Raw genomic sequence first — 22,610 nt, 5'->3', positions numbered from 1 at the left:
GTTTGCTGCCTCTGTCTGGCTTGGTCAGGCGTTCAGCTCGTCAAAGCATTCCAGCGCCTTGGCTGCATACATCATGGCAGGGCCTCCGCCCATCTGGATGCACATGCCCAGGACATCCGCCACTTCGGCGCGGGTGGCACCGGATTTGACCAGGGCTTCAATGTGCAGCGAGATGCACGGCTCACACCGATCTGCGACAGCAATTCCCAGCGCCACGAATTCCTTGGTTTTGAAATCAAGCACACCTCCTGTTTTGACGGCTTTGCCCAAACCGCCAAAGGCCTGCGCGGTTTCCGGGATGGCACCATTCAGGTTTCTGAGCCCCTTGCGGGTGTCGTTCAATTTCGCCTGCCATGTCATGTTGCAGATCCTTCCAATAACATCTTGTTTTGGGAATGTGTATGGAGCGGGTGTCTGGTTCACTTTGATTCAGATCAGAACACGGGTTTTTCTGCGATCAGGGCAAGATTATTGGCTGGCATTTCGATGATCTGCGACATCTCGAGACCGGCATCCTGCACCCAATCCATCGTGTCAAAGTCATCCTTGTACCCAATCGCGGGATCATGCGCGGTGAGGCTCGCGTCAAAGGCGCGGTCCGCGTCGCTGACCAATTCTCCGCCCTGACGGAAGGGGCCATAAATGACAAATCGCCCCCCTGGTGCCAACGCTTGGGCGGCTTCGCGGATCAGGGTCTGGACTTCGGATTCGGCAATCAGATGCAGCAGGTTGATCACAACAATCAACGATTGGCCCGAGTGCTTGCGCCCCCATCCAGGGGCTGTCGCATCCACCGCCACCGGTTCCAGAACATTGGAGACACCGGCGTCGGTGACATGGGCCAGAATGGAGGGATGTCGGGCGGTGTCGATCTCGGTGGGTTGCCAGCGGAGGCCGGGCAGACGCTGTGCAAACAGCGCCACATGCTGTCCCGTGCCACTGGCCAGTTCCAAGGCCAGTCCTTCAGGTGGGGCAATCTGAACCAGCAGATCGCAGATTGCAGTGCGATTTCGACTGGCTGATGGCGCGATCATCTTGTCGCCTTGCGTTTGTGCCACCGAAGCGGAGGTGGGAACCGATCTGCGGGGCATCAGCGGAACCTCCGAGGACTGAGCATGGATATAACGTCGGCGGGCAGCGATGTGGGGCGGCCCAATGCCAGATCCGCAACCAATTGCGATCCGGCCGGGGCCGTTTGAAATCCGTACCCGCCTTGACCGGCGCACCAGACAAAGCCGGAATTGTCCGGATCGGGGCCCAAGACCAGCGCACGGTCAGGCGCAAAGCTGCGCAAACCGGCCCAATTTGTTTCGACGCGGGTCACGGGTTCGGTCACCATCTGTTCATACCGGGCCAGCCCTTCGGCCAGAACCATGTCATCGGCATAGGCGTCGTGGGGGGGGACGAGGTCTTCTTCGGCGGGGGAGACCAGCAGCTTTCCCGCGTCTGGTTTGGCATACCATGTTTCACCAACACCCATCAGCATGGGCCAATGACGCAGGTCATGACCGCCGGGCGCGGGCAGGCGGGCCATGGACCGGCGCAGCGGGGTGATACCGATCGGACGTATCCCCGCCAGGTCCGCAACCACATCTGCCCAAGGGCCAGCGGCGTTGATCAGCATGTCGGCTTCGAACACGTCGCCAGAGGCATCAACCCGCCATCCGGTGTCCGTGCGCTGTATTGCGCTGACCGGCTTGCGGGTCAGGATCTGCCCGCCATTGGCGCGCACCACACGGGCAAAATCCTGCACCATGCGGTCGGTATCCAGGTCCAGCGCAGCGTCGTGACGGGCCGCCAGAGTGACGGTTTTCGGGTTGAGGATCGGCACCATGTCACGGGCTTCGTCTATGGATATCCGGGCCAGATGCAGGGTGTCGATGTCTGCATTGAACTGGGCAAGATCCTGTTCCCCTGCGATCAGCATCAACCCACGCGGTGTCAGATAGCCGCCATTGTTGGTGTGGTGATACTCGGCGCTGGCCCGGTTCAGGGCCAGCGTCGAAGGGGCACCGTAATTCTCTTCGAACATGGCGGCCGATCGGCCTGATGCGTGATAGGCCAGCGCGTCTTCCTGTTCCAGAACAACCACTTGTGCGTGTTCAGACAGGCGTGCTGCGGCACTCACTCCGGCGATGCCGCCGCCGATGACAATGAAACTTGTCATGTCAAAATCCCAATTCAGTTCAATCCGTTTCCGGCCTCCCGCGACGGGGGACGTTGTCGTGATCCGCGACCATGACATGTCCCCAAAATGAGGAAAAGCGCAAATGTCGTTGCTGGCCGGGTCCGATGGGAGAAAGGCGTTCGGGCATCGGGCGGCAGGCTGATGCTAGTTCGAACAAAGAAAAAGGGCCCGCCAAACGGCAGGCCCCAAATCATTCAGTCGAAATACCTTACTGCGGGATATCGCCTTCCAGACCTTCGACATAGAAATTCATGCCGGCCAGGGTGCCGTCGTCTGCGGTTTCACCCTCTGCCAACCAATCGCTGCCGTCCTGCTTTTTCAGCGGTCCGGTGAAGGCGTGGTAAGAGCCATCCGCCAGAGCGTCTTTCAGGGCCAGAGCGGTTGCTTTGACGTCGGCAGGAACCGCATCGGAAATCTCGCCGATGCCAACCATGCCGGCACCGATGCCGTCCCAGGTGTTCACAGATGTCCATGTACCGTCCATGACCGCCTGGGTGCGGGCGATGTAATATGGGGCCCAGTCATCAATGATCGAGCTGACGCGCGGCATTGGGCCGTATTCGCTCATGTCCGATGCCTGACCAAAGGTGATCACGTTGCCTGCGGCCTGTGCGGCGGCCTGGGGCGCGGTGGAATCGGTGTGCTGCAGGATCACGTCGGCGCCCTGTTCGATCAGAACCTTAGCGGCGTCGGCCTCTTTGGCCGGGTCAAACCAAGTATAGGCCCAGATGATCTTGAACTCGACATCGGGGTTGACCTTTTGGGCGTGGATATAGGCCGAATTGATGCCGCGGATCACTTCGGGGATCGGATAAGAGCCGATATAGCCGATGATGTTGGATTTGGTCATGTGACCGGCGATGGTGCCCTGTACGGCGCGCCCTTCATAGAAACGGGCGGAATAGACCGATACGTTTTCGGCCTGCTTATAGCCGGTGGCGTGTTCGAATTTCACCTTTGGGAACTTCTTGGCCACGTTGATCGTGGGATCCATATAGCCAAACGACGTGGTAAAAATAAGGTCGGCACCCTGCAGCGCCATCTGGGTCATCACGCGTTCTGCGTCGGGACCTTCGGGCACGGATTCAACGAATACGGTTTCGACCTTGTCGCCGAATTCCGCCTCAACAGCCAGACGGCCCTTGTTGTGTTCATAGGTCCAGCCGCCGTCGCCGACAGGCCCGACATACACAAAGCCCACTTTGGTTTTGTCCATCGCCATGGCTGCGGTGCCTAGGCCGGTGGCCAGACCCAGCGCAACGGCGGCGCCGGTAAACAGTTTGGTCAGTTTCATCAAAGATCTCCCCATTTTTGTTCTTTAGGATCAGGTTCAGTTCATGGATCAGACCCCCCGCAGCAGATGCGGGAGGCCGGTTGGTTGGCCTCTCCGCTATCGGGAGGCGTGGAAGTTGCGGCCAAGCGCGGCAGGTGCGCTGCTTTTGTCCGCGGAAAGAATGACCAGCACGATAATCGTGATCAGGTAGGGTGACATTGCCAGATACTCCACCGGAATGGCAACGCCTGCGGCCTGTAGATTCAGCTGAATTACCGTAACGCCGCCAAACAGATAGGCACCCAAAAGCGCACGCCATGGTTTCCAACTGGCAAACACCACCAGCGCCAGGGCAATCCAGCCGACACCGGCGGTCATGCCTTCGGTCCACTGCGGCACCCGGATCAGGCTGATGTATGCGCCACCCAGACCGGCACAGGCACCGCCAAACATGATCGCCATGATGCGGATGCGGATCACCTTGTACCCCAATGCGTGGGCCGCATCGTGGTTTTCACCCACCGCGCGCAGGATCAGGCCCATGCGGGTGTATTTCAGCGCAGCCCAGACCGCTGCCGTCAGGGCGATGCCCAGGTACAGCACCAGATCGTGGTTGAACAGGATCGGCCCCAGAACCGGAATGTCGCTGAGCAGCGGGATCTCCAGCTTGGGCGTCGCGGGCGGTTTGATGCCGACGTATCCCTGGCCCATCAGGGCGCTGAGGCCCAGACCGAACAGGGTCAACGCCAGACCGGATGCCACCTGGTTGGCCTGCGCCACCTGGGTCAACACCACGAACAGCAGCGACAATAGCGCGCCGGCAATGGCGGCGGCGATAAACCCTAGGAAAGGCGAGCCGCTTTCCACCGTGATGGCAAAGCCCGCGATGGCACCGACAATCATCATGCCCTCGACACCGAGGTTCAGAACACCTGCTTTTTCCACCACCAATTCGCCAATTGCGGCCAACAGGATCGGGGTTGCAGCCACCATGAGAGAGGCAATGAGCAGGACGGGATTAATTGCACTCAGATCCATATCAGGCCACCTCAGTTTTGCGAATAGCGATGCGGAAATTGGTCAACAGATCCAATGCCAGCAGAAAGAACAACAGCATCCCCTGGAACACCTGGATCGCAGCCGCAGGCAGGCCGAGGCTGCCCTGGGCGATTTCACCGCCGATATAGGTCAGCGCCATCAGCAGACCGGCCAGCAGGATACCGACAGGGTGCAGACGACCCAGAAAGGCCACGATGATCGCGGTAAAGCCATACCCGACGTTAAAGTCGATGGAGATCTGACCGGACGGGCCCGCGACTTCGAACATACCGGCCAGACCGGCCAAGGCACCCGACATGCCCAGACAGAACAGGATCAGCCGGGCGGGTTTGACACCTGCGAATTTGGCCGCACGGGGCGCTTCGCCGGTCAGGCGGATGTGAAAGCCCAGCATGTGACGGTTGAGCAGCACATAGGCAAAAATCACCGCGATAAAGGCTGTGACCACGCCCCAATGCATGCCGGAACCCGCGATGAGTTCTGCGTTGTGGGCACTATCCCAGGATTGCAGATTGCGCGAGCCGGGAAAGCCGAACCCTTCGGGGTTCTTGAGCAGGCCCAGCGACACGGACGCGAGCATCTGTTCCGCCACATAGACCAGCATCAGCGACACCAGGATTTCGTTGGTCCCGAACCGCACCTTGAGAAAGGCCGGGATCATGGCCCAGATCCAGCCCCCCAAAGCGCCTGCAATCACCATGATCGGAAAGATGTAAAACGCTTCGAGCGGATAGAACGCCAGACCAGCCCCCGCGCCACAGATGGCGCCCATGATGTATTGCCCTTCGGCACCAATGTTCCAGATCCCGGCGCGAAAGCCCAGGGACAGCCCAATAGCAATCAGGATCAGTGGCGCGCCTTTGACCAGCAGTTGCGGACGATAATAAAAGGCGAACTCGCCAAATAGCGGTTCCCAGAAAATGGTGCGGATCGCCTCGACCGGGTTCTTTCCCAGTACGGCAAACAGAATTCCGCCCATGATCATGGTCGCCAGCACCGCCACCAAGGGCGTTGCCATCGACCAGGCCCGCGAAGACTGCGGTCGTTTTTCCAAAACGATCATAATGTTACCCCTGTCGTTTTTCTTGTTCGGGCCCGTGGCCCGTATTTGGTTGACACTTTGGTTGGTCAGGCGGTCGCTCAGACCGTATCTTGACCAGTGTCGGAATCTTTTCCTTAGCGGCTCTTAGACATGGGCCACCTCCATGCCGTGCGCACCACCCATCATCAGACCGATTTCATCGACGGTCAGCCCGGTGGTCGAACGCGGAGCGCTCAGGCGGCCTTCGTTCAGCGCGGCAAAGCTGTCGGCGATCTCCATCAGTTCGTCCAGATCCTGGCTGATACAGATGACGGCACAGCCCTTGGCGGCCAAATCCAGAAGCGACTGCCGGATCGACGCTGCGGCAGAGGCGTCAACGCCCCAGGTCGGCTGGTTTACGATCAGCACTTCGGGACGCTGCAACACTTCGCGACCAATCACGAATTTCTGCAAATTGCCGCCCGACAGCGACCGCGCCGAATTGGCGGGGCCAGGGGTGCGGACGTCAAAATCGGCGATGATTTTTTCTGCGAACACCTGTGCCGCAGTCCAATTCAGGAACCCGTTGGTCTCCAGATTTTCGCGCACCGATCCGGTCAGCATCGCATTTTCTGTCAGGCTCATATCCGGCGCGGCCGCATGGCCCAGACGTTCTTCGGGGGCAGCCAGCACACCCAGCTTGCGCCGTTCTGTTGGCCCCGTTCGCCCGATGGGACCGCCGTGCAGCTTGACCGCGTCGGCCTCTGTCAGGGTTTCGCCCGACAGCACCATCAGCAATTCATCCTGCCCATTGCCGGCCACGCCACCAATGCCCAGAATTTCGCCCTTGCGCACTGTCATATGCACGTTCTTCAGCGCAGTGCCAAAGGCCGAAGGTGAGGGAACCGACAGACCGGAAATATCCATTGCCACGTCGCCAAAGTCACGCCCGCCCCGTTCCGGGGTCTGCAATGCCGTGCCCACCATCAGCTCGGCCATGTCCCGGGCCGAGGTTTCCGACGGCGTGCATTCGCCCACATTCTTGCCCAGTCGCAAAATGGTGGCGTGGTCACACAGGGTGCGGATCTCCTCCAGCTTGTGGCTGATATACAGGATCGACGTGCCTTCGGAGCGCAGTTTCTGCAAGGTCTGGAACAGGATGTCGACCTCTTGTGGGGTCAACACGGATGTCGGTTCGTCCATGATCAACAGTTTGGGATCCTGGAGCAGACAGCGAATGATTTCCACCCGCTGGCGTTCACCGGCAGACAGGTCACCCACCGTGCGAAACGGGTCCAGCGGCAGCCCATAGGTTTCCGACACTTCGCGGATCCGGGCGGCAAGATCGCGCATATGGGGTGGGTTCTCCATCCCCAACGCGATGTTTTCGGCCACGTTCAGCGCGTCGAACAGCGAAAAATGCTGGAACACCATGGCGATGCCGTCGGCACGGGCCTGGCGGGGTTCGGCGGGGGCATAGGGTTGCCCGCGCAGTTCCATCACGCCGCTGTCGGGTTTGACCAGACCATAGATCATCTTGACCAGTGTCGATTTACCGGCGCCGTTTTCCCCCAGCAGCGCGTGGACTTCGCCGGCACCGATGTCAAAGGAAACAGTGTCATTTGCGACCACACCGGGATAGGCCTTGGTCAGCCCTTTCAGGCTTAGCAGGGGAGTATTCACGCGTGGCTCTCCTTTTTCATTTGGACGTGCAGGGCGGGACGCAACATCTGCGCAGCCACGCCGATGGCGATTTGCTGTGGGTGCTTGCCCAGGGACGGGTCCCCGATCGGGCAGGTGAGTGTGTCAACGGTCATCGGGCAGTGACCCAATGCCGCCAGACGCGACCGGAAACGCGCCCATTTGGTTTTGGACCCGATCACACCCGCAAATGAGAACCCTCTGAGCAACGCCTGATGGCATAGCTCCAGATCCAGGGCATGGGAATAGGTCAGGATCAAATGTTCCGCATTTTCAGGGGCATGGCGCATCAATGCCGCAGGCTGAACTGCGGGCAATGATGTGACGCCGGCCGGGATTTTGTCGGGGAACCGCTCTGGGCCGGTGTCGATCCAGGTGACGGACAGATCCGGCATCGGGGCCAGAACATCAACCACGGCGCGGCCCACATGTCCCGCACCCCAGACCCACACGGGGCGGTTGGGTTTATGCACGGGTTCCACCATCCAACCATCAACCAACTGTGGTTCGGGCGGCAGCCCCGACCCGCGCGCCACGTTCAACAGACGCTGTACAGACAGCGGGATGTCGGTTGTGCCGGTGGTCGTTGGTCGGACAATCACTTCCTGGTCCAGGGCCGCGACCCGCGTGACATCGTAGATCTCGCTCAGCAGCACCACAGCCCCGCCACAGCATTGACCCAGATCCGGCCCCAAGGCATGACGGCTCAATACAGTCGGTTGTGTCTGTCGGCGTGCGGTTTCGGCCGCTTCGAACTCTAACGCACCGCCACCGATCGTACCGGATTGCCCGCTGTCCCAGACCAACATCGCCGCGCCGACTTCGCGGGGGGAGGACCCGCGAATGTCGGCGATCACCACGCGGGTGACCTGGCCATGCTCGGCCACGGCGGTCTGCAAATCGCTCAGATCAAATCCCATCACGCACCCTCCGAATGGCGCGCCAGACCTCTTCGCCGGTGCCGGGTGCGTCCATCGCTGGATAGGCGTCGCCTAAGGCCGCAACAGCCGCGCTTTGGGCCAGCCAGGCAGAAATCCCCAGCATAAAGGGCGGCTCGCCCACGGCTTTGGAGCGATAGATGGTGTTTTCGCGGTTTTCCCCGTCATATAGCGCCACGTTGAACACGTCAGGGCGATCCGAACAGGCGGGGATCTTGTAGGTGCTGGGGGCATGGGTGCGCAGCGCGCCCCGGTCGTCCCACACCAGTTCCTCTGTGGTCAGCCAGCCAGCGCCCTGAACATAGGCCCCTTCGACCTGGCCGATGTCCAGCGCCGGGTTCAGCGAGGCCCCCGCATCATGCAGAATGTCTGTGCGCAGAATGCGGTTTTCTCCGGTCTGACGGTCGACAACCACTTCGGTCACAGACGCCCCGTAGGAAAAGTAGAAGAACGGCCGCCCGCGTCCCTGGATGCGGTCCCACTCCAGCTTGGGTGTTTTGTAGAACCCGGTGGCCGACAGGCTGATCCGACCCTGATAGGCAAGGCTTGCCGCCTCATCAAAGCTGATGAGCTCATCGCCGATATGGACGGTGCCGTCCTCGAACCGGATCTGCGCCACTGCGGTCTGATAGCGTTCGGCCAGAAAGTTGGCCATCCGGTCGCGGATCGTGTCACAGGCGGCTTGGACCGCCATGCCGTTCAGGTCCGATCCCGAAGAGGCGGCCGTGGCCGAAGTATTGGGCACTTTGGCGGTGTCTGTGGCGGTAATCTTTACCTTGTCCAGCGGGATGCCAAAGCGGCTGGCGGCGACCTGGGCCACCTTCTGGAACAGGCCCTGACCCATTTCGGTGCCACCATGGTTCAGATGCACCGACCCGTCCTGATAGACGTGCACCAAAGCGCCGGCCTGGTTCAGATGGGTGAGGGTAAAGGAAATCCCGAATTTCACCGGCGAAAAGGCAATGCCACGGGCAAACCGGTCCTGACCGGCGTTCCATGCTGCAATGTCGGCCTTGCGGGCGGCATAATCGCTGCTCTCCAACAGTTGCGCAGTGATCGCGTGCAGTTCGAAATCCTCGACCCGTTGGCCATAGGGCGTGGTGTTGTCGGGCCCGGCCTGATCCGGTGCCGCATAATAGTTGCGCTGGCGCAGCTCTACCGGATCAACGCCCAGATCATGGGCGATGTGATCCATCACCCGTTCGATCCCGACCATCCCCTGTGGCCCGCCAAAGCCGCGATAGGCGGTGGCGCTTTGCAGGTTGGTCTTCAGTCGGTGGCTTTCGATCCGCATGGCGGGGATCAAGTAGGCATTGTCCGAATGCAGCATGGCGCGGTCGGCCACGGGCAGCGACAGATCCTGAGCCCAGCCGCAGTTGACCAGATGCAGGAATTCGACACCCTGAACCCGTCCGTCCTCGTCAAACCCGGCGCGATAGGTAATGCGAAAGGCATGGCGTTTGCCGGTGATGGTCATGTCGTCGTCGCGATCATAACGCATCTTGCAGGGCTGACCGGTCAGACGGGCTGCGATGGCGCAGGATACGGCCAGCGCATTGCCCTGGCTTTCCTTGCCGCCAAACCCCCCGCCCATGCGCCGGGTTTCGACGCGCACGGCATGCATCGGCACGCCGATGCCTTCGGCCACTTTGTGCTGGATCTCGGTCGGGTGCTGGGTCGAGGAATGCACCAGCATGTCGCCGCCTTCCTGCGGCAGCGCCAATGCGGCCTGACCTTCGAGATAGAAATGTTCCTGACCGCCCAGCTCGAACTGTCCTTCAACCACACGCGGCGCGGCGTCGATGGCGGCGGCGGCGTCACCTTTTTCATAGATGCGCGGGCCTTCTTCAAACCGAGAGTCTGCGGCCAGTGCCTGATCCAGCGTCAGCAGGGCGTCCTGTTCTTGATAGTCGATCTGCCCCTTGCGTGCCGCAACCCGGGCAGCGCGATGGCTGGTTGCCACGACCAGGAACACCGGCTGGCCCAGATGGTTGACCGTACCGTCCGACAGCAGCGGTTCATCATGGGCCGAAGGCGACACGTCATTGGCAAAGGGCAGGTCATCGGCGGTCAGGACAGCGACCACTCCGGGGCTGGATCGAACAGCGTCCAGGTCCATCGCGGTAATGATGCCCTTGGCGATGGGGGAGAGGCCAAAAGCCAGATGCAGACACCCGCGCGGCGTTGGGATGTCATCCACGTATCGCGCGGTGCCGGTCACATGCAGCTTTGCGGCATCATGGGGCAGGGGTTTCGCGACTTGGCCCATGTTCGTCTTTGACAGAACGTTCATACCGCGACCTCCAGAACGGACGCCAGATCGCCGTTCATCTCGGCAAAATAGCGGGCCAACATGTTGCGGGCTGTTTCCAGCCGGTATTCGGCCGAGGCCCGCATGTCGCTCATCGGTGTATAATCCTTGTCAAATTCGGCCTGAGCGGTGGCGATCGTCTCTGTTGTCCAGGGCTGGCCGACCAGCGCCTGTTCCACATGGGTGGCCCGTTTCGGAGTGCCGGCCATGCCGCCAAAGGCGATGCGGGCCGCAGTTATGGTTGCGTTTTCAACTATGATGTTGAATGCGCCGAGCACGGCCGAAATGTCCTGATCAAAGCGTTTGGAGAGTTTGTAGGTTTTCAGCACATCGACCTGACGCGGGATGCTGACTGCGGTCACGAATTCACCCGGCGCGCGGTCCTGTTTGCCATAGTCGATAAAGAAATCTTCGAGCGGCAAGCTGCGCGCGGTCTCTCCCTTGCGCAGATGCAGTGTTGCCCCCAGGGCGATCAACGCGGGCGGGTTGTCCCCGATGGGAGAGCCATTGGCGATGTTGCCCCCCACCGTGGCCGCATTGCGAACCTGAACGCTGGCATAGCGACGGATCATTTCCCCATAAGAGGGGTGCAGCGGTTCGATCACATCGCGCATCTGGTTCATATTCACCATGGCACCAAAGGTGATGGTGTCATCGGTGGCGTCAATCGTTTTGAGGTCGTCACAGCCACTAAGGAAAATCACCGGGTCCAGATCGCGCAGCTGTTTGGTGACCCAAAGACCCACATCCGTTGCACCTGCGACCAGCGTGGCGTCGGGGTGTTGGGAATAGGCCTGGGCCAATTCATCGGCGTTGCGTGGGGTATAGAGGGGTGCTGGGGGCTCCGCCCCCCGGCTTGCAGCCTCCCCCCGGAGTTTTTCTGGCAAGATGAAGGAGCTATCATCCTGGATCCATGTTGGGACCGGGGCGTTTTCTGTGGCTTTGGCAGCCCGGATAATCGGGGCGTAGCCCGTGCAGCGGCACAGGTTGCCGGCCAATTGGGTGTCATGGTCGGTGGTGCCATTCGCGTGGCTGGCGACCATCGACATGACGAAACCGGGCGTGCAGAACCCGCATTGGCTGCCGTGCAGGTCGATCATGGCGGTCTGGGCAGGGTGCAGGTCGCCGTCTGGCCCGGCTGCGCCTTCGACGGTGCGCACCGCCTTGCCGTTTAGCTGTGGCAGAAACAGAATGCACGCGTTCAGGGCCTTGGCACCGTCCTGATCGGTGATCATGACGGTGCAGGCACCGCAGTCGCCTTCGTTGCAGCCTTCCTTGGTGCCGGTCAGGCCGCGGTCCTCGCGCAGCCAATCCAGCAGCGTGGCCGTCGGATCGGGATCCGTCAGCTCTACTCTCTCTCCGTTCAGAAGAAAGGTGATTGTCATGTGTGTGACCCGTCGCGTTACCCCGTTGCGCCCTTGTGATGCTCTCCTTCGATGCGACGTAGAAGCCAGAGCGGGCATTTGATTGAGATCAAAGTAGAAAGACCGGCGGGGATCTGGCAAGGAAAAGTCGCTCTGCGGTGCAGTAATTTGCCAAAAATCAGATAAAAGCTGCACAGAAGAGGCGTTGGTTTGTCTTTTGGTACCAAAAGGTTAACGTTGTATGGGATATGGGTGGGCATTAAGCACTTTCAAACAGATCCGAATAATGCGCGCGGATTCTTTTTCGATGTGCAGGGGTAAGGAAGCGCTTTCCTCTGCTGGCCGGGCCGGGTTAATCTGTCGATCATGACCAGCTCTCCCCGATTCATTCACCTGCGCACCCACACCGAATACTCGCTGCTTGAAGGCGCGGTTCGGCTCAAGAAACTACCGGATCTGTGCAAGCAGGCCGAGATGCCGGCCATTGCGGTGACCGACACCAACAACATGTTTGCGGCACTGGAGTTTTCTGTCTCGCTCAGCGGGGCGGGTATCCAGCCCATTCTGGGGTGTCAGGTGGATGTGACATTCCAGCAGCCGGAACCGGGTGGGAAGCCGAAGCAGCCTGCACCGATGGTGTTGCTGGCGCAGAGCGAGGCCGGGTATGAGAACCTGATGAAACTGTCGTCCTGTCTGTATGTGGACAAGGGCGGGCAGCTGCCGCAGGTCACGCTGGAGGAACTGGACGACCGATCCGAAGGGTTGATCTGTCTGACTGGGGGGCCGAATGGCCCTGTGGGCAAGCTGTTGCAACAGGGTCAACGCCCCGCAGCCGAAGACCTGATGCAGCGCCTGAAAGCCATGTTCCCTGATCGATTGTATGTGGAATTGCAGCGCCATCCGGGCGAGGGTGGTCAGCCGGAGGCCGAACGCCTGACTGAACGCGGCCATGTGGAAATGGCCTATGCCATGGATCTGCCGCTGGTGGCGACCAATGACGTCTATTTTCCAGCCGAAAAGATGTACGAGGCGCATGACGCGCTGATCTGTATTTCCGAAGGCGCCTATGTGGACCAGCAGGAAGGCCGCCGCCGCCTGACGCCGCAGCATTATTTCAAGACCCAGCAGGAAATGGTCACCCTGTTTGCCGATCTGCCCGAAGCGATCGAGAATACGGTGGAAATTGCCAAACGCTGCGCCTTTATGGCCTATCGCCGGGATCCGATCCTGCCCAAGTTTGCCGATGATGAGGTCGCCGAACTGCGCCGCATCGCCAATGAGGGGCTGCAAAAGCGTCTGGCCGTCATTCCCCATGCGGTGAGCGTCGAAGAGTACCAGAAGCGCCTGGATTTTGAGCTGGATATCATCGAAGGCATGGGGTTCCCGGGGTACTTTCTGATCGTTGCGGACTTTATCCAATGGGGCAAGGATCAGAATATTCCGGTGGGACCTGGTCGGGGGTCGGGGGCGGGCAGCTTGGTGGCCTATGCGCTGACCATCACCGATCTGGATCCTTTGCGGTACAGCCTGCTGTTCGAACGGTTCCTGAACCCCGAACGGGTGTCGATGCCCGACTTTGACATCGACTTTTGCATGGATCGCCGCGAAGAGGTGATCAAATACGTGCAGCAGAAATATGGCCGCGACAAGGTCGGCCAGATCATCACCTTTGGTGCGCTGCTGTCCAAGGCGGCGGTGCGCGACATTGGCCGGGTGCTGCAGATGCCCTATGGCCAGGTCGATCGCCTGTCCAAGATGATCCCGGTCGAAGGCGTCAAACCCGTCAGCATCGAAAAGGCGTTGCAGGACGAACCGCGTTTGCGCGAAGAGGCCCAGAACGAAGAGGTTGTGGATCGGCTGTTGACCTATGGTCAGCAGGTTGAAGGGTTGTTGCGCAACGCGTCGACCCACGCGGCCGGTGTGGTGATTGGCGATCGTCCGCTGGATGCGCTGGTGCCGCTTTATCAGGATCCCAAATCCGACATGCCCGCGACCCAGTTCAACATGAAATGGGTGGAACAGGCCGGGTTGGTCAAATTCGACTTTCTGGGGTTGAAAACCCTGACCGTCATTCAGAATGCTGTCGATCTGATCCGCCATTCGGGTCGCGATCTGCATATCGCCGAAGACGGGACCGAGCTGTACGATCCGCCCGAAGGCGCGGTGAACGAAATCAACGCCATCCCGCTGGATGACGAAGCGTCGTACAAGCTGTATTCCTCGGCCAAGACGGTCGCCGTGTTCCAGGTGGAATCCACCGGGATGATGGATGCGCTGAAACGGATGAAACCCACCTGTATCGAGGACATCGTGGCGTTGGTGGCGCTGTATCGTCCGGGGCCCATGGAGAACATTCCGACCTATTGCGAGGTGAAAAACGGGCTCAAGGAGATCACCTCGGTCCATCCGCTGATCGATCACATCCTGGAAGAGACCCAGGGCATCATCGTCTATCAGGAACAGGTGATGCAGATCGCCCAGGTGATGGCGGGCTATAGTCTCGGCGGCGCTGATCTGCTGCGCCGGGCGATGGGGAAAAAGATCAAAGAGGCGATGGACGCCGAACGGCCCAAATTTGAAAAGGGTGCCGCCGAAAACGGCGTACCTGCGAAAAAGGCGTCCGAGGTTTTTGACCTGCTCGAGAAATTTGCCAACTACGGGTTCAACAAATCCCACGCAGCGGCCTATGCGGTGGTCAGCTATCAGACCGCCTGGCTCAAGGCCAATCACCCGGTTGAATTCATGGCTGGTGTGATGAATTGCGATATCCACCTGACGGACAAGTTGGCGATTTATTTCGAAGAGGTCCGCAAGGGGTTGAGCCTGAAATATGTGCCACCCTGCGTGAACAGGTCGCTGGCGACGTTCAATGTGGTGGACGGAGAGCTGGTTTATGCGCTGGGCGCGCTGAAGAACGTGGGCCTTGAGGCGATGAACCTGATCGTGCAGGGCCGCCGGGATGAAGGCCACGACCGCCCCTTTGCCACGCTTTTTGATTTGGCGCGGCGGGTGGATCTGAAAAAGGTTGGCAAGCGGCCGCTGGAAATGCTGGCGCGGGCCGGGGGCTTTGACCAGCTTGACCCGAACCGACGTCGGGTGTTCGAGAGCCTGGATGGGCTGGTCAATTATTCGGCGGCGATCTTTGAACAGAAGAATTCGAACCAGGTATCGCTGTTTGGCGAAGCGGGGGATGACCTGCCTGAACCGCGGTTCGCTCCGGTGCCCGACTGGTTGCCGGCCGAACGGCTGGGCGAAGAGTTCAAGGCCATCGGTTTCTATCTCTCGGGGCATCCGCTGGACGACTATATGGTAGCGCTGCGGCGCAAAAAGGTGCTGACGCTGGACGAAGTGATGGTCAAAGCCGAACGCGGAGGGCCAATTCTGGTCAAGCTGGCGGGGGTGGTTGCCGGGCGGCAGGAACGCAAATCGGCGCGTGGCAATCGGTTTGCCTTTGCCCAATTGTCCGATACCACCGGTGCCTACGAAGTGACTCTGTTTTCCGAGGCATTGGAGAAATGCCGCGACTATCTGGAAACCGGAGCCAAGGTCGTGGTGACGGCCGAGGCGACGATGGAATCCGATCAACTGAAACTGTTGGCGCGCTCTGTGGGCCCGGTGGATGCGGTGACCGCGGATGCTGGGACGTCAAACCTCAAGATCTATATCTCGGACGCGCTGGCGATCCCGACCGTTGCGCGGGTTCTTCAGGACGCAGCCCAATCCGCGTCGCGCAGCGCACGGGGCGAGGTGTTCATGATGCTGCAGGATCCGGGTCTGCCCGGAGATGTCGAGATGGAGCTGGGGTCAAGATTCCCGATCAACCCGCAGATCAAGGGCGCGATCAAATCGCTGGATGGGGTGCTGGAGGTGGAAGAGGTCTGACAGATCAAAGCGGACCGAGCTGGACATCGCCCGCCTGCTCGTGACCGTCACGGTGAATCTGCGGATCGGATCACAGCTTTGCCCCGTCGCGGCGATTTTGGGCGGCGATGCCAGCTGCATTTGATGCGCATCGCTCCTGTTTCTTTCTGGTCAAAAATACCTCGGGGGAGTCGCGCAGCGCGCGACGGGGGCAGCGCCCCCGGCCTTGTGAGGCATGGCCGTGCTCACAGCATCCGGAAACTGTCGCACAGCCAGGGGTGGTCATCGGTCAACGGGCGTACCACGTTGCGCTCGAGCAAGGACCGCAGCGCAGCACCGACCATGGTCGCCATCGGTTCGGAACATTCGGGCGAGGCAAAAAGGGAAATGTAACGGGCGAATCCTTTGCCTGGAAACGGGTGCAGGCGGACCTGTCCCTGGAATCGTTTGGCGCGCATGTAGCACAACGGCGTTGTGATCGCCCAACCGGCCCCGGCGGCAATCATTGCCATGATGGTCTGGTTGCTCTCGATTTCAAAGCGTTGCGGGTGCGACAGGCGCAGGCGACGCAGATGGGCTTCGATCTGACCACTGACGATCTGGCCGGTGCTATAGCGCAGCAGGGGCAGGTCGGTGTCCCCGGCCAGCGTCGCCTCTGGGGTGGCGTGGTATCCGACGGGCAACGCCAATACAAAAGGATCGCGCAGCATCTGGCTTTCCTGCAGGTCGCTCACCGTTTCGACCGGGCGCGAGGCCAGACCGATGTCAATGCGCCTGTTGCGCAGCAGGTGCAAGATGTCATGGCTGGGGCGGGTGAAATGTGAAAAGTCACAGAATGGCATTGTTTCGGCCAATTGCACGGCCAGCTGCGGGGCGATGTCGCTGTCGAAATCTTCGATCAACCCCAGCCGAAGGGACCGTACGCCGATCGTATCCCCTGCCACGGCCTCGGACCGGGCCTTGCGGATCAGACGCAGCGCCTCTTCGACGTATTTCAGGAACACGGCCCCCTGCGGCGTCAGCACCATGGGGCGGCGTTTGTGGTCCAACAGAGCGACACCCACCTGCGCCTCAAGGGATTTCAGGTGATGCGACACGGTGCTGATCGACAGCCCGGATTCAACCGCCACCGCCTGAACCGACCCAAGGCGTGCCACCAGCTGGAACACCTCCAGCGCCTTGAGGCTAGGGTCAGCCGTGCGGGACATAGGACATTTCGTTCTTGAAACACCGTAACGAGAAAATCGACCGGGAATGGCGAATGCCCGAGATCCGATACAGCTTGTTTTTCAGGAACTCCTCGTAGCCGCGGGTGCCGCTGACCGCGATCTTGATGAACAGGTCAAATTCGCCAGATGTCACATGCATCTCCAGCACCTCGGGCAGTTCGGCGAGAGTCTGGCCGATCTGTTCCAGCTGATAGCCTTCGTTGCGTTCCAGAGTAATTTCCACCAGCACGATTTCGGGCACTCCCATCAATTCCTGATTGAGCCGTGCGTGATAGCCCGCAATGATGCCTGCTTCTTCCAATCGGCGCACCCGCTGCCAGCACTGGCTGGGAGACAGGCCGACGGTTTCAGCCAATTGAGTGTTGGGCTGACGTCCATCCTCCATCAGGGCACGCAGGATCTTGCGATCCATTTCAGTAATTGTGGTCATGTCGGGTCCAGAGAATTCATCACGATGGGGTATCTCCAAAACAATATTCATCTTGTCGTGTCACGGGCAAACCATTTGTCGGTCCTGGTGCCAGGATGCAAGGAATATATAGGGTGTGCGTGATTTTGGAAAACAAAAATCTGTAACGGTGGAAATATCAGAAGATAATTTTGAATAAATGAAAATATATCCAAACTATCAACGCCAATTTTGCCAATACTCAGGATATCCTGCTTTCAGCAATTTCATTGCGCTGGTTCTGATGCCCGCGGGCCTACCGGGGGACTGGCGCCCGCCCCTTTGCGGGGCGCATGACCGACAAGGAGACAGGCATGACCCCACGCAAGGTCAAATTGACGTTCCCAAAACCGCCGACCCGCCCCGGAGATGAGCCGGATTTTTCCGGTATCGATATCCCCCAGACGGGGCTTTTGGATGTGCCGTCGCTGGACATGGACGCGCGATCATCGCGCGATTATGCCAATGGGTTGATCCGCGTGCTGGACGATGACGGCAATGCCGTAGGTCCCTGGGCCGACTATCTGGGGGATGACTGTGGTGATCTGCTGTTGCAGGGGCTGCGCGACATGATGACCATGCGCGCCATCGATAAACGGATGCACACCGCGCAGCGCCAGGGCAAGACCTCGTTTTACATGCAATGTACCGGAGAGGAGGCCGTGGGCTGCGCCTTTCAGCGACAGATGCTGCCGGGGGACATGAATTTCCCGACTTATCGTCAGCAGACCCTGTTGGTTGCCAATGACTATCCGCTGGAAATGCTGTTCGGTCAGTATTACTCAAACGACCTCGACCCGTTGCGCGGCCGCCAGCTGCCGGTGCTGCATTCGGCGCGGGATTTTGGGTTTTTCACCGTATCGGGGAATCTGGGCACACAGTACGTGCAGGCGGTGGGATGGGCCATGGCCAACGCGCTCAGCGGTGACGGCAAGATCGCAACCGCCTGGATCGGTGACGGGGCCACGGCGTCGAACGATTACCACGGGGCGCTGCTGATGGCGTCCGTCTATCAGCCGCCGGTGATCCTGAATGTGGTCAACAACCAATGGGCCATTTCCACCTATACCGGTGTGGCGTCGGGCGCGGCGCGCACCTATGCGGCGCGGATGCGGGGGTATGGGATTCCGTCGCTGCGCGTGGATGGGAATGACTATCTGGCCGTGGCGGCGGTGTCGCGCTGGGCGCGGGATCGGCTGGCAAACGGGTTTGGCCCCGTCGGGATCGAATGGTTCACCTATCGGTTCGGGGCGCATTCATCCTCCGATGATCCGTCGGCCTATCGTCCGCGCGATGATGGGTCGGCCTGGCCGCTGGGCGATCCGATCGAGCGACTGAAAACCCATTTGATCGCGCGGGGTCTCTGGTCCGAAGAGCGTCACGTCCAAGTGCAGGCACAGATCCTGGAAGAGGTCACCGCCGAACAAAAACGGGTTGAGGCCCATGGCACATTGGTCAACCCGGTGCCGATGTCGCCCGCCGAGATATTCAACGATGTCTACGCCGAACTGCCCGACCACCTGCGGCGGCAGCGTCAGGAAATGGGGTACTGAGATGGCTGTGATGACAATGATCGAAGCGCTGCGCGACGCCATGGACGTGATGCTGGCGCGGGACCCGCGTGTGTTGGTGTTTGGCGAGGACGTGGGGTATTTTGGCGGCGTGTTTCGCTGTACTGCTGGGTTGCAAGAGAAATTCGGTGAAGAGCGGGTGTTTGACACGCCAATCAGCGAAAGCGCCATCGTTGGCGTCGCCATCGGCATGGCCGCGCATGGGCGCAAGCCTTGTGTCGAAGTGCAGTTCGCCGATTACATGTACCCCGCTTATGACCAGATCACCCAGGAAGCCGCCCGCATTCGGCATCGGTCGAATGGGCAGTTCACCTGTCCGCTGGTCATCCGTATGCCGACGGGGGGCGGCATCTATGGCGGTCAGACCCACAGCCAAAGTCCAGAGGCGTTGTTTACCCATGTGGCAGGCCTGAAGACCGTGATGCCGTCGAACCCGCATGATGCCAAGGGGCTGTTGATCGCGTCGATCGAGGACCCGGACCCGGTGATCTTTCTGGAACCCAAGCGGCTGTACAACGGTCCGTTTTATGGCGATCACAGCGGCAAATCTCTGAGCTGGTCCAGCCATGAACGCGGCGATGTTCCAGATGGATATTACAAGACCGAATTGGGCAAGGCGCGTGTCTGTCGCGCGGGCGCGGATGTCACGATCCTGGCCTATGGCACCATGGTCTTTGTCGCGGAACAAGCTGTGCAAAACACCGGTGTTGATGCCGAAGTGATCGACCTGCGCTCGCTCCTGCCGCTGGATCTGGAGACCATCAAGACGTCGGTCGAAAAGACTGGCCGCTGCATTATCGTGCATGAAGCAACCCGGACCTCTGGTTTCGGGGCCGAATTGATCTCCGAAGTGCAGGAGGCCTGTTTCTGGCATCTGGAGGCACCGATTGAACGGGTCTGTGGTTGGGATGCGCCGTACCCGCACGCGCAGGAATGGGATTACTTCCCCGGCCCCGACCGCATTGAACGCGCGCTGCGCAAGGTTTTGGAGGTCTGAGCCATGCAGGAACTGGATATTAAACTGCCGGATGTTGGTGAAGGCGTGACCGAAGCCGAGCTGGTGGAATGGCACGTGAAACCCGGTGATCTGGTGCGCGAGGATGATATCCTGGCCGCCGTGATGACCGACAAGGCGACGGTTGAGATCCCCTCGCTTTATGACGGAAAGGTCACCTGGACCGGAGGCGAGATCGGCGACACGGTGGCCGTGGGGGCTGTGTTGGTGCGCATCGAAACCGAAGGCGAAGCTGTGCCGGATGTGTTTGAACAGGCCGCACCAGTGGCCGATCCGGACCCGGCACCGGCGGGTGAAAAGGCACCAGAGCCCGCACCAAAGCCAGAGCCCGAGGTTGCGCCGGTTGTGATCCCTCAGGTTATTGCGCCGCGTGTGGAACATGCGGATGTTCTGGCCTCGCCAGCTGTGCGCAAACGGGCGCGCGACGCCGGGATTGATTTGCGCCAGATACGGGGTACGGGACCGGGCGGACGCATCGGGCATGGTGATCTGGACGCCATGTTTCAAAGCGCACAGGCCCCGGCTGCGCCGATAGACTCGCCGGTTCGTAAACCGGAGGTGGAGGAGATCAAGGTCGTGGGGCTGCGCCGCAAGATTGCAGACCGTATGGCGTTGGCCAACAGCCGCATTCCCCATATCACCGTGGTCGAGGAGGTGGATGTCACAGGCGTCGAGGATCTGCGCGCCACGATGAACAAGGATCGCGGGGACAAGCCCAAGCTGACCATGCTGCCCTTTGTCTGCGCGGCGCTGGCGCGCGCGGTGCGGGATCATCCTGAGATGAACGCCCATTTTGATGACAATGCGGGTATCATCCGTCGACATCGCGCACTGCATGTGGGCATTGCGACGATGACCGACAATGGCCTGATCGTCCCGGTGCTGCGCGACGCCGAAACCCGCGGGCTGTTTGACACAGCCAGCGAAATTGCCCGCCTGTCCGAAGCTGCCAGAACCGGCAAGGCAGTGCGCGAGGAATTGACCGGATCAACGCTCACCATCACGTCTCTGGGCCCGTTGGGTGCCATTGTCACCACACCGATTATCAACCACCCCGAGGTGGCCATTGTTGGCATCAACAAAATGGCCATGCGCCCGCAGTGGGACGGCACCCAATTCGTGCCGCGCAAGATGATGAACATCTCGTGCAGCTTTGACCACCGGGTGATCGACGGGTGGGACGCGGCGGTGTTCGTGAACCGGATAAAAACCCTGCTGGAAACCCCGGCGCTGATTTTTGTGGAGGAGTGAAATGCAACACCTCTCCTGCAAGCTCCTGATCATTGGTGCCGGACCGGGCGGCTATGTTTGCGGCATTCGTGCCGGGCAACTGGGCATTGATACCGTGGTTGTTGAAGGGGGCTCTCCTGGGGGCACGTGCCTGAACGTGGGGTGTATCCCGTCCAAGGCGCTGATCCATGCAGCCCAGGAATTTGATACCGTCAAACACGCCGGCAGTGAGAATGCTCTGGGCATCAGCGCCGGATCCGCAACCATTGACCTGGGCAAGACGGTCGATTGGAAGAACAGCGTGGTGGCCAAGCTGACGGGCGGGGTCGCGGGGCTGTTGAAGAAATCCGGCGTCAGGGTGGTCCGGGGCTATGCCCAGATTCGCGACGGCAAATCGGTGGTCGTGGATACGGACAAAGGCCCGCTGCTGATCCGTTGTCAACATTTGGTGCTGGCCACCGGATCGGCACCGGTTGAACTGCCCTTTTTGCCATTTGGCGATCGGGTGATTTCTTCGACCGAGGCGTTGGATCTGCGTACCGTGCCCAATCATCTGGCCGTGATTGGCGCGGGTTACATCGGGCTCGAAATCGGCATGGCCATGGCAAAGCTTGGGGCGCGGGTCACATTGGTCGAAGCCGAACGCAATATCCTGTCGCAATATGATGCGCCCCTGACCCGCCCCGTGATGGCCCGACTACAGGATCTGGGCATCCAGGTGCGTCTGGAAGCGCGGGCAAAGGGGATGACCGACACCGGGAATCTGTTGGTCGAAACCCCAGAAGGATCCGAAGAGATCCCCGCCGACAAGGTTCTGGTGACTGTCGGTCGACGTCCGGTCCTGGACGGCTTTGGCGTCGAGGATCTGGGACTGGATCGCGACGGTCCATTCCTGCACATCAACGACATATGTGCCACCTCGATGCGCGACGTCTATGCCATCGGCGACATCACCGGCGAACCGATGCTGGCGCACCGGGCGATAGCGCAGGGCACATTGGTTGCCGAACATCTGGCCGGGCATCGGGTGCGGTGGGACAAACGCGCCATTCCGGCAGTGTGTTTCACGGACCCGGAGATCGTCACTGTCGGACAGGGACCATCCCAGGTCAAAGGAGCCAAAGTGTCGCTGTTCCCGTTCCAGGCCAATGGTCGTGCGCTCACCATGGAGCGATCCGATGGGTTTGTGCGCATTGTTTCGGACCCCGCTACGGGGCTGGTTCTGGGCATTCAGGCTGTGGGGCAGGGTGTCTCGGAGATGGCCGGGGAATTTGGGCTTGCCATCGAGATGGCGGCAACCCTGGCCGATATCGCCGGCACCATTCACGCCCATCCCACCCTGGGGGAAACCACGCAAGAGGCCGCACTGATGGGGTTGGGTGCCGCGCTGCATATCTAGCG

At 60.3% G+C, this 22,610-nt stretch carries 17 protein-coding genes; 5 read left to right on the top strand and 12 right to left on the bottom strand.

Annotated elements, in window-relative coordinates; genetic code table 11:
- Positions 1 to 24 precede the first annotated feature (24 nt).
- The 10 genes from QEZ52_RS15715 to xdhA form a co-directional block, all read right to left on the bottom strand.
- Complete coding sequence (locus QEZ52_RS15715) at positions 25 to 360, bottom strand: carboxymuconolactone decarboxylase family protein (protein ID WP_406645393.1); 336 nt, start codon at positions 358 to 360, stop codon at positions 25 to 27.
- A 74-nt stretch (positions 361 to 434) separates the two neighbouring features.
- Positions 435 to 1,091, bottom strand: a complete 657-nt coding sequence (locus QEZ52_RS15710; protein WP_406645392.1) for a DUF938 domain-containing protein — start codon at positions 1,089 to 1,091, stop codon at positions 435 to 437.
- Entirely contained in the window at positions 1,091 to 2,167 is a 1,077-nt protein-coding gene (locus QEZ52_RS15705; protein WP_406645391.1) for an NAD(P)/FAD-dependent oxidoreductase, read from the bottom strand. Before QEZ52_RS15705 ends, QEZ52_RS15710 begins: the two co-directional genes overlap by 1 nt.
- Before the next feature lie 229 nt (positions 2,168 to 2,396).
- A complete protein-coding gene (locus QEZ52_RS15700) occupies positions 2,397 to 3,482 on the bottom strand; it encodes a BMP family ABC transporter substrate-binding protein (protein WP_406645390.1) in 1,086 nt (361 codons plus the stop codon).
- Between the two features lie 96 nt (positions 3,483 to 3,578).
- Positions 3,579 to 4,499: an ABC transporter permease gene (locus tag QEZ52_RS15695; RefSeq protein ID WP_406645389.1), complete on the bottom strand. Its 921-nt coding sequence runs from the start codon at positions 4,497 to 4,499 to the stop codon at positions 3,579 to 3,581.
- Position 4,500: 1 nt separating this feature from the next.
- Positions 4,501 to 5,583 carry an ABC transporter permease gene (locus tag QEZ52_RS15690; protein ID WP_406645388.1) on the bottom strand — a complete coding sequence of 361 codons (1,083 nt, stop codon included), beginning with the start codon at positions 5,581 to 5,583 and terminating at the stop codon, positions 4,501 to 4,503.
- 123 nt (positions 5,584 to 5,706) lie between these two features.
- On the bottom strand, positions 5,707 to 7,224 hold the full coding sequence (locus QEZ52_RS15685; protein WP_406645386.1) for an ABC transporter ATP-binding protein: 1,518 nt from the start codon (positions 7,222 to 7,224) through the stop codon (positions 5,707 to 5,709).
- The gene (gene xdhC, locus QEZ52_RS15680) at positions 7,221 to 8,162 is read right to left on the bottom strand and encodes a xanthine dehydrogenase accessory protein XdhC (RefSeq protein ID WP_406645384.1); all 942 of its coding nucleotides are present in this window, start codon (positions 8,160 to 8,162) and stop codon (positions 7,221 to 7,223) included. The genes QEZ52_RS15685 and xdhC overlap by 4 nt, the downstream gene beginning before the upstream one ends.
- Positions 8,152 to 10,473, bottom strand: coding sequence for a xanthine dehydrogenase molybdopterin binding subunit (gene xdhB / locus QEZ52_RS15675; RefSeq protein WP_406645382.1), 2,322 nt, complete (start codon positions 10,471 to 10,473; stop codon positions 8,152 to 8,154). The genes xdhC and xdhB overlap by 11 nt, the downstream gene beginning before the upstream one ends.
- Positions 10,470 to 11,876 (bottom strand): xanthine dehydrogenase small subunit, encoded by a 1,407-nt coding sequence (gene xdhA / locus QEZ52_RS15670; protein WP_406645381.1) that lies wholly within the window; start codon positions 11,874 to 11,876, stop codon positions 10,470 to 10,472. Before xdhA ends, xdhB begins: the two co-directional genes overlap by 4 nt.
- Positions 11,877 to 12,221: 345 nt before the next feature.
- On the opposite strand from xdhA, the gene dnaE reads away from it, so the two are divergent.
- A complete protein-coding gene (dnaE, locus tag QEZ52_RS15665; protein WP_406645380.1) occupies positions 12,222 to 15,737 on the top strand; it encodes a DNA polymerase III subunit alpha in 3,516 nt (1,171 codons plus the stop codon).
- Between the two features lie 224 nt (positions 15,738 to 15,961).
- Here dnaE and QEZ52_RS15660 read toward each other — a convergent pair whose 3' ends face one another.
- Entirely contained in the window at positions 15,962 to 16,924 is a 963-nt protein-coding gene (locus tag QEZ52_RS15660; RefSeq protein ID WP_406645378.1) for a LysR family transcriptional regulator, read from the bottom strand.
- Positions 16,908 to 17,375 carry an Lrp/AsnC family transcriptional regulator gene (locus QEZ52_RS15655; protein ID WP_406645377.1) on the bottom strand — a complete coding sequence of 156 codons (468 nt, stop codon included), beginning with the start codon at positions 17,373 to 17,375 and terminating at the stop codon, positions 16,908 to 16,910. Before QEZ52_RS15655 ends, QEZ52_RS15660 begins: the two co-directional genes overlap by 17 nt.
- 332 nt (positions 17,376 to 17,707) lie before the next feature.
- Between QEZ52_RS15655 and QEZ52_RS15650 the strand changes: the two genes are divergently transcribed.
- Genes QEZ52_RS15650 through lpdA form a run of 4 tightly spaced genes read left to right on the top strand, consistent with a single transcriptional unit; the run spans position 17,708 to position 22,608 of the window.
- Positions 17,708 to 18,946 (top strand): thiamine pyrophosphate-dependent enzyme, encoded by a 1,239-nt coding sequence (locus QEZ52_RS15650; RefSeq protein WP_406645376.1) that lies wholly within the window; start codon positions 17,708 to 17,710, stop codon positions 18,944 to 18,946.
- A 1-nt stretch (position 18,947) separates the two neighbouring features.
- Positions 18,948 to 19,961: an alpha-ketoacid dehydrogenase subunit beta gene (locus QEZ52_RS15645; protein WP_406645375.1), complete on the top strand. Its 1,014-nt coding sequence runs from the start codon at positions 18,948 to 18,950 to the stop codon at positions 19,959 to 19,961.
- Between the two features lie 3 nt (positions 19,962 to 19,964).
- Complete coding sequence (locus QEZ52_RS15640; protein WP_406645374.1) at positions 19,965 to 21,230, top strand: dihydrolipoamide acetyltransferase family protein; 1,266 nt, start codon at positions 19,965 to 19,967, stop codon at positions 21,228 to 21,230.
- Position 21,231: 1 nt separating this feature from the next.
- The gene (lpdA, locus tag QEZ52_RS15635; protein WP_406645372.1) at positions 21,232 to 22,608 is read left to right on the top strand and encodes a dihydrolipoyl dehydrogenase; all 1,377 of its coding nucleotides are present in this window, start codon (positions 21,232 to 21,234) and stop codon (positions 22,606 to 22,608) included.
- The last annotated feature ends 2 nt before the right edge of the window (positions 22,609 to 22,610 follow it).

This window comes from Aliisedimentitalea scapharcae (assembly GCF_045277565.1).
GTDB lineage: Bacteria > Pseudomonadota > Alphaproteobacteria > Rhodobacterales > Rhodobacteraceae > Aliisedimentitalea > Aliisedimentitalea scapharcae.
The sequence above is the reverse complement of the archived record's forward strand: the minus strand, read 5'-3'. Positions and strand labels throughout refer to the sequence as shown.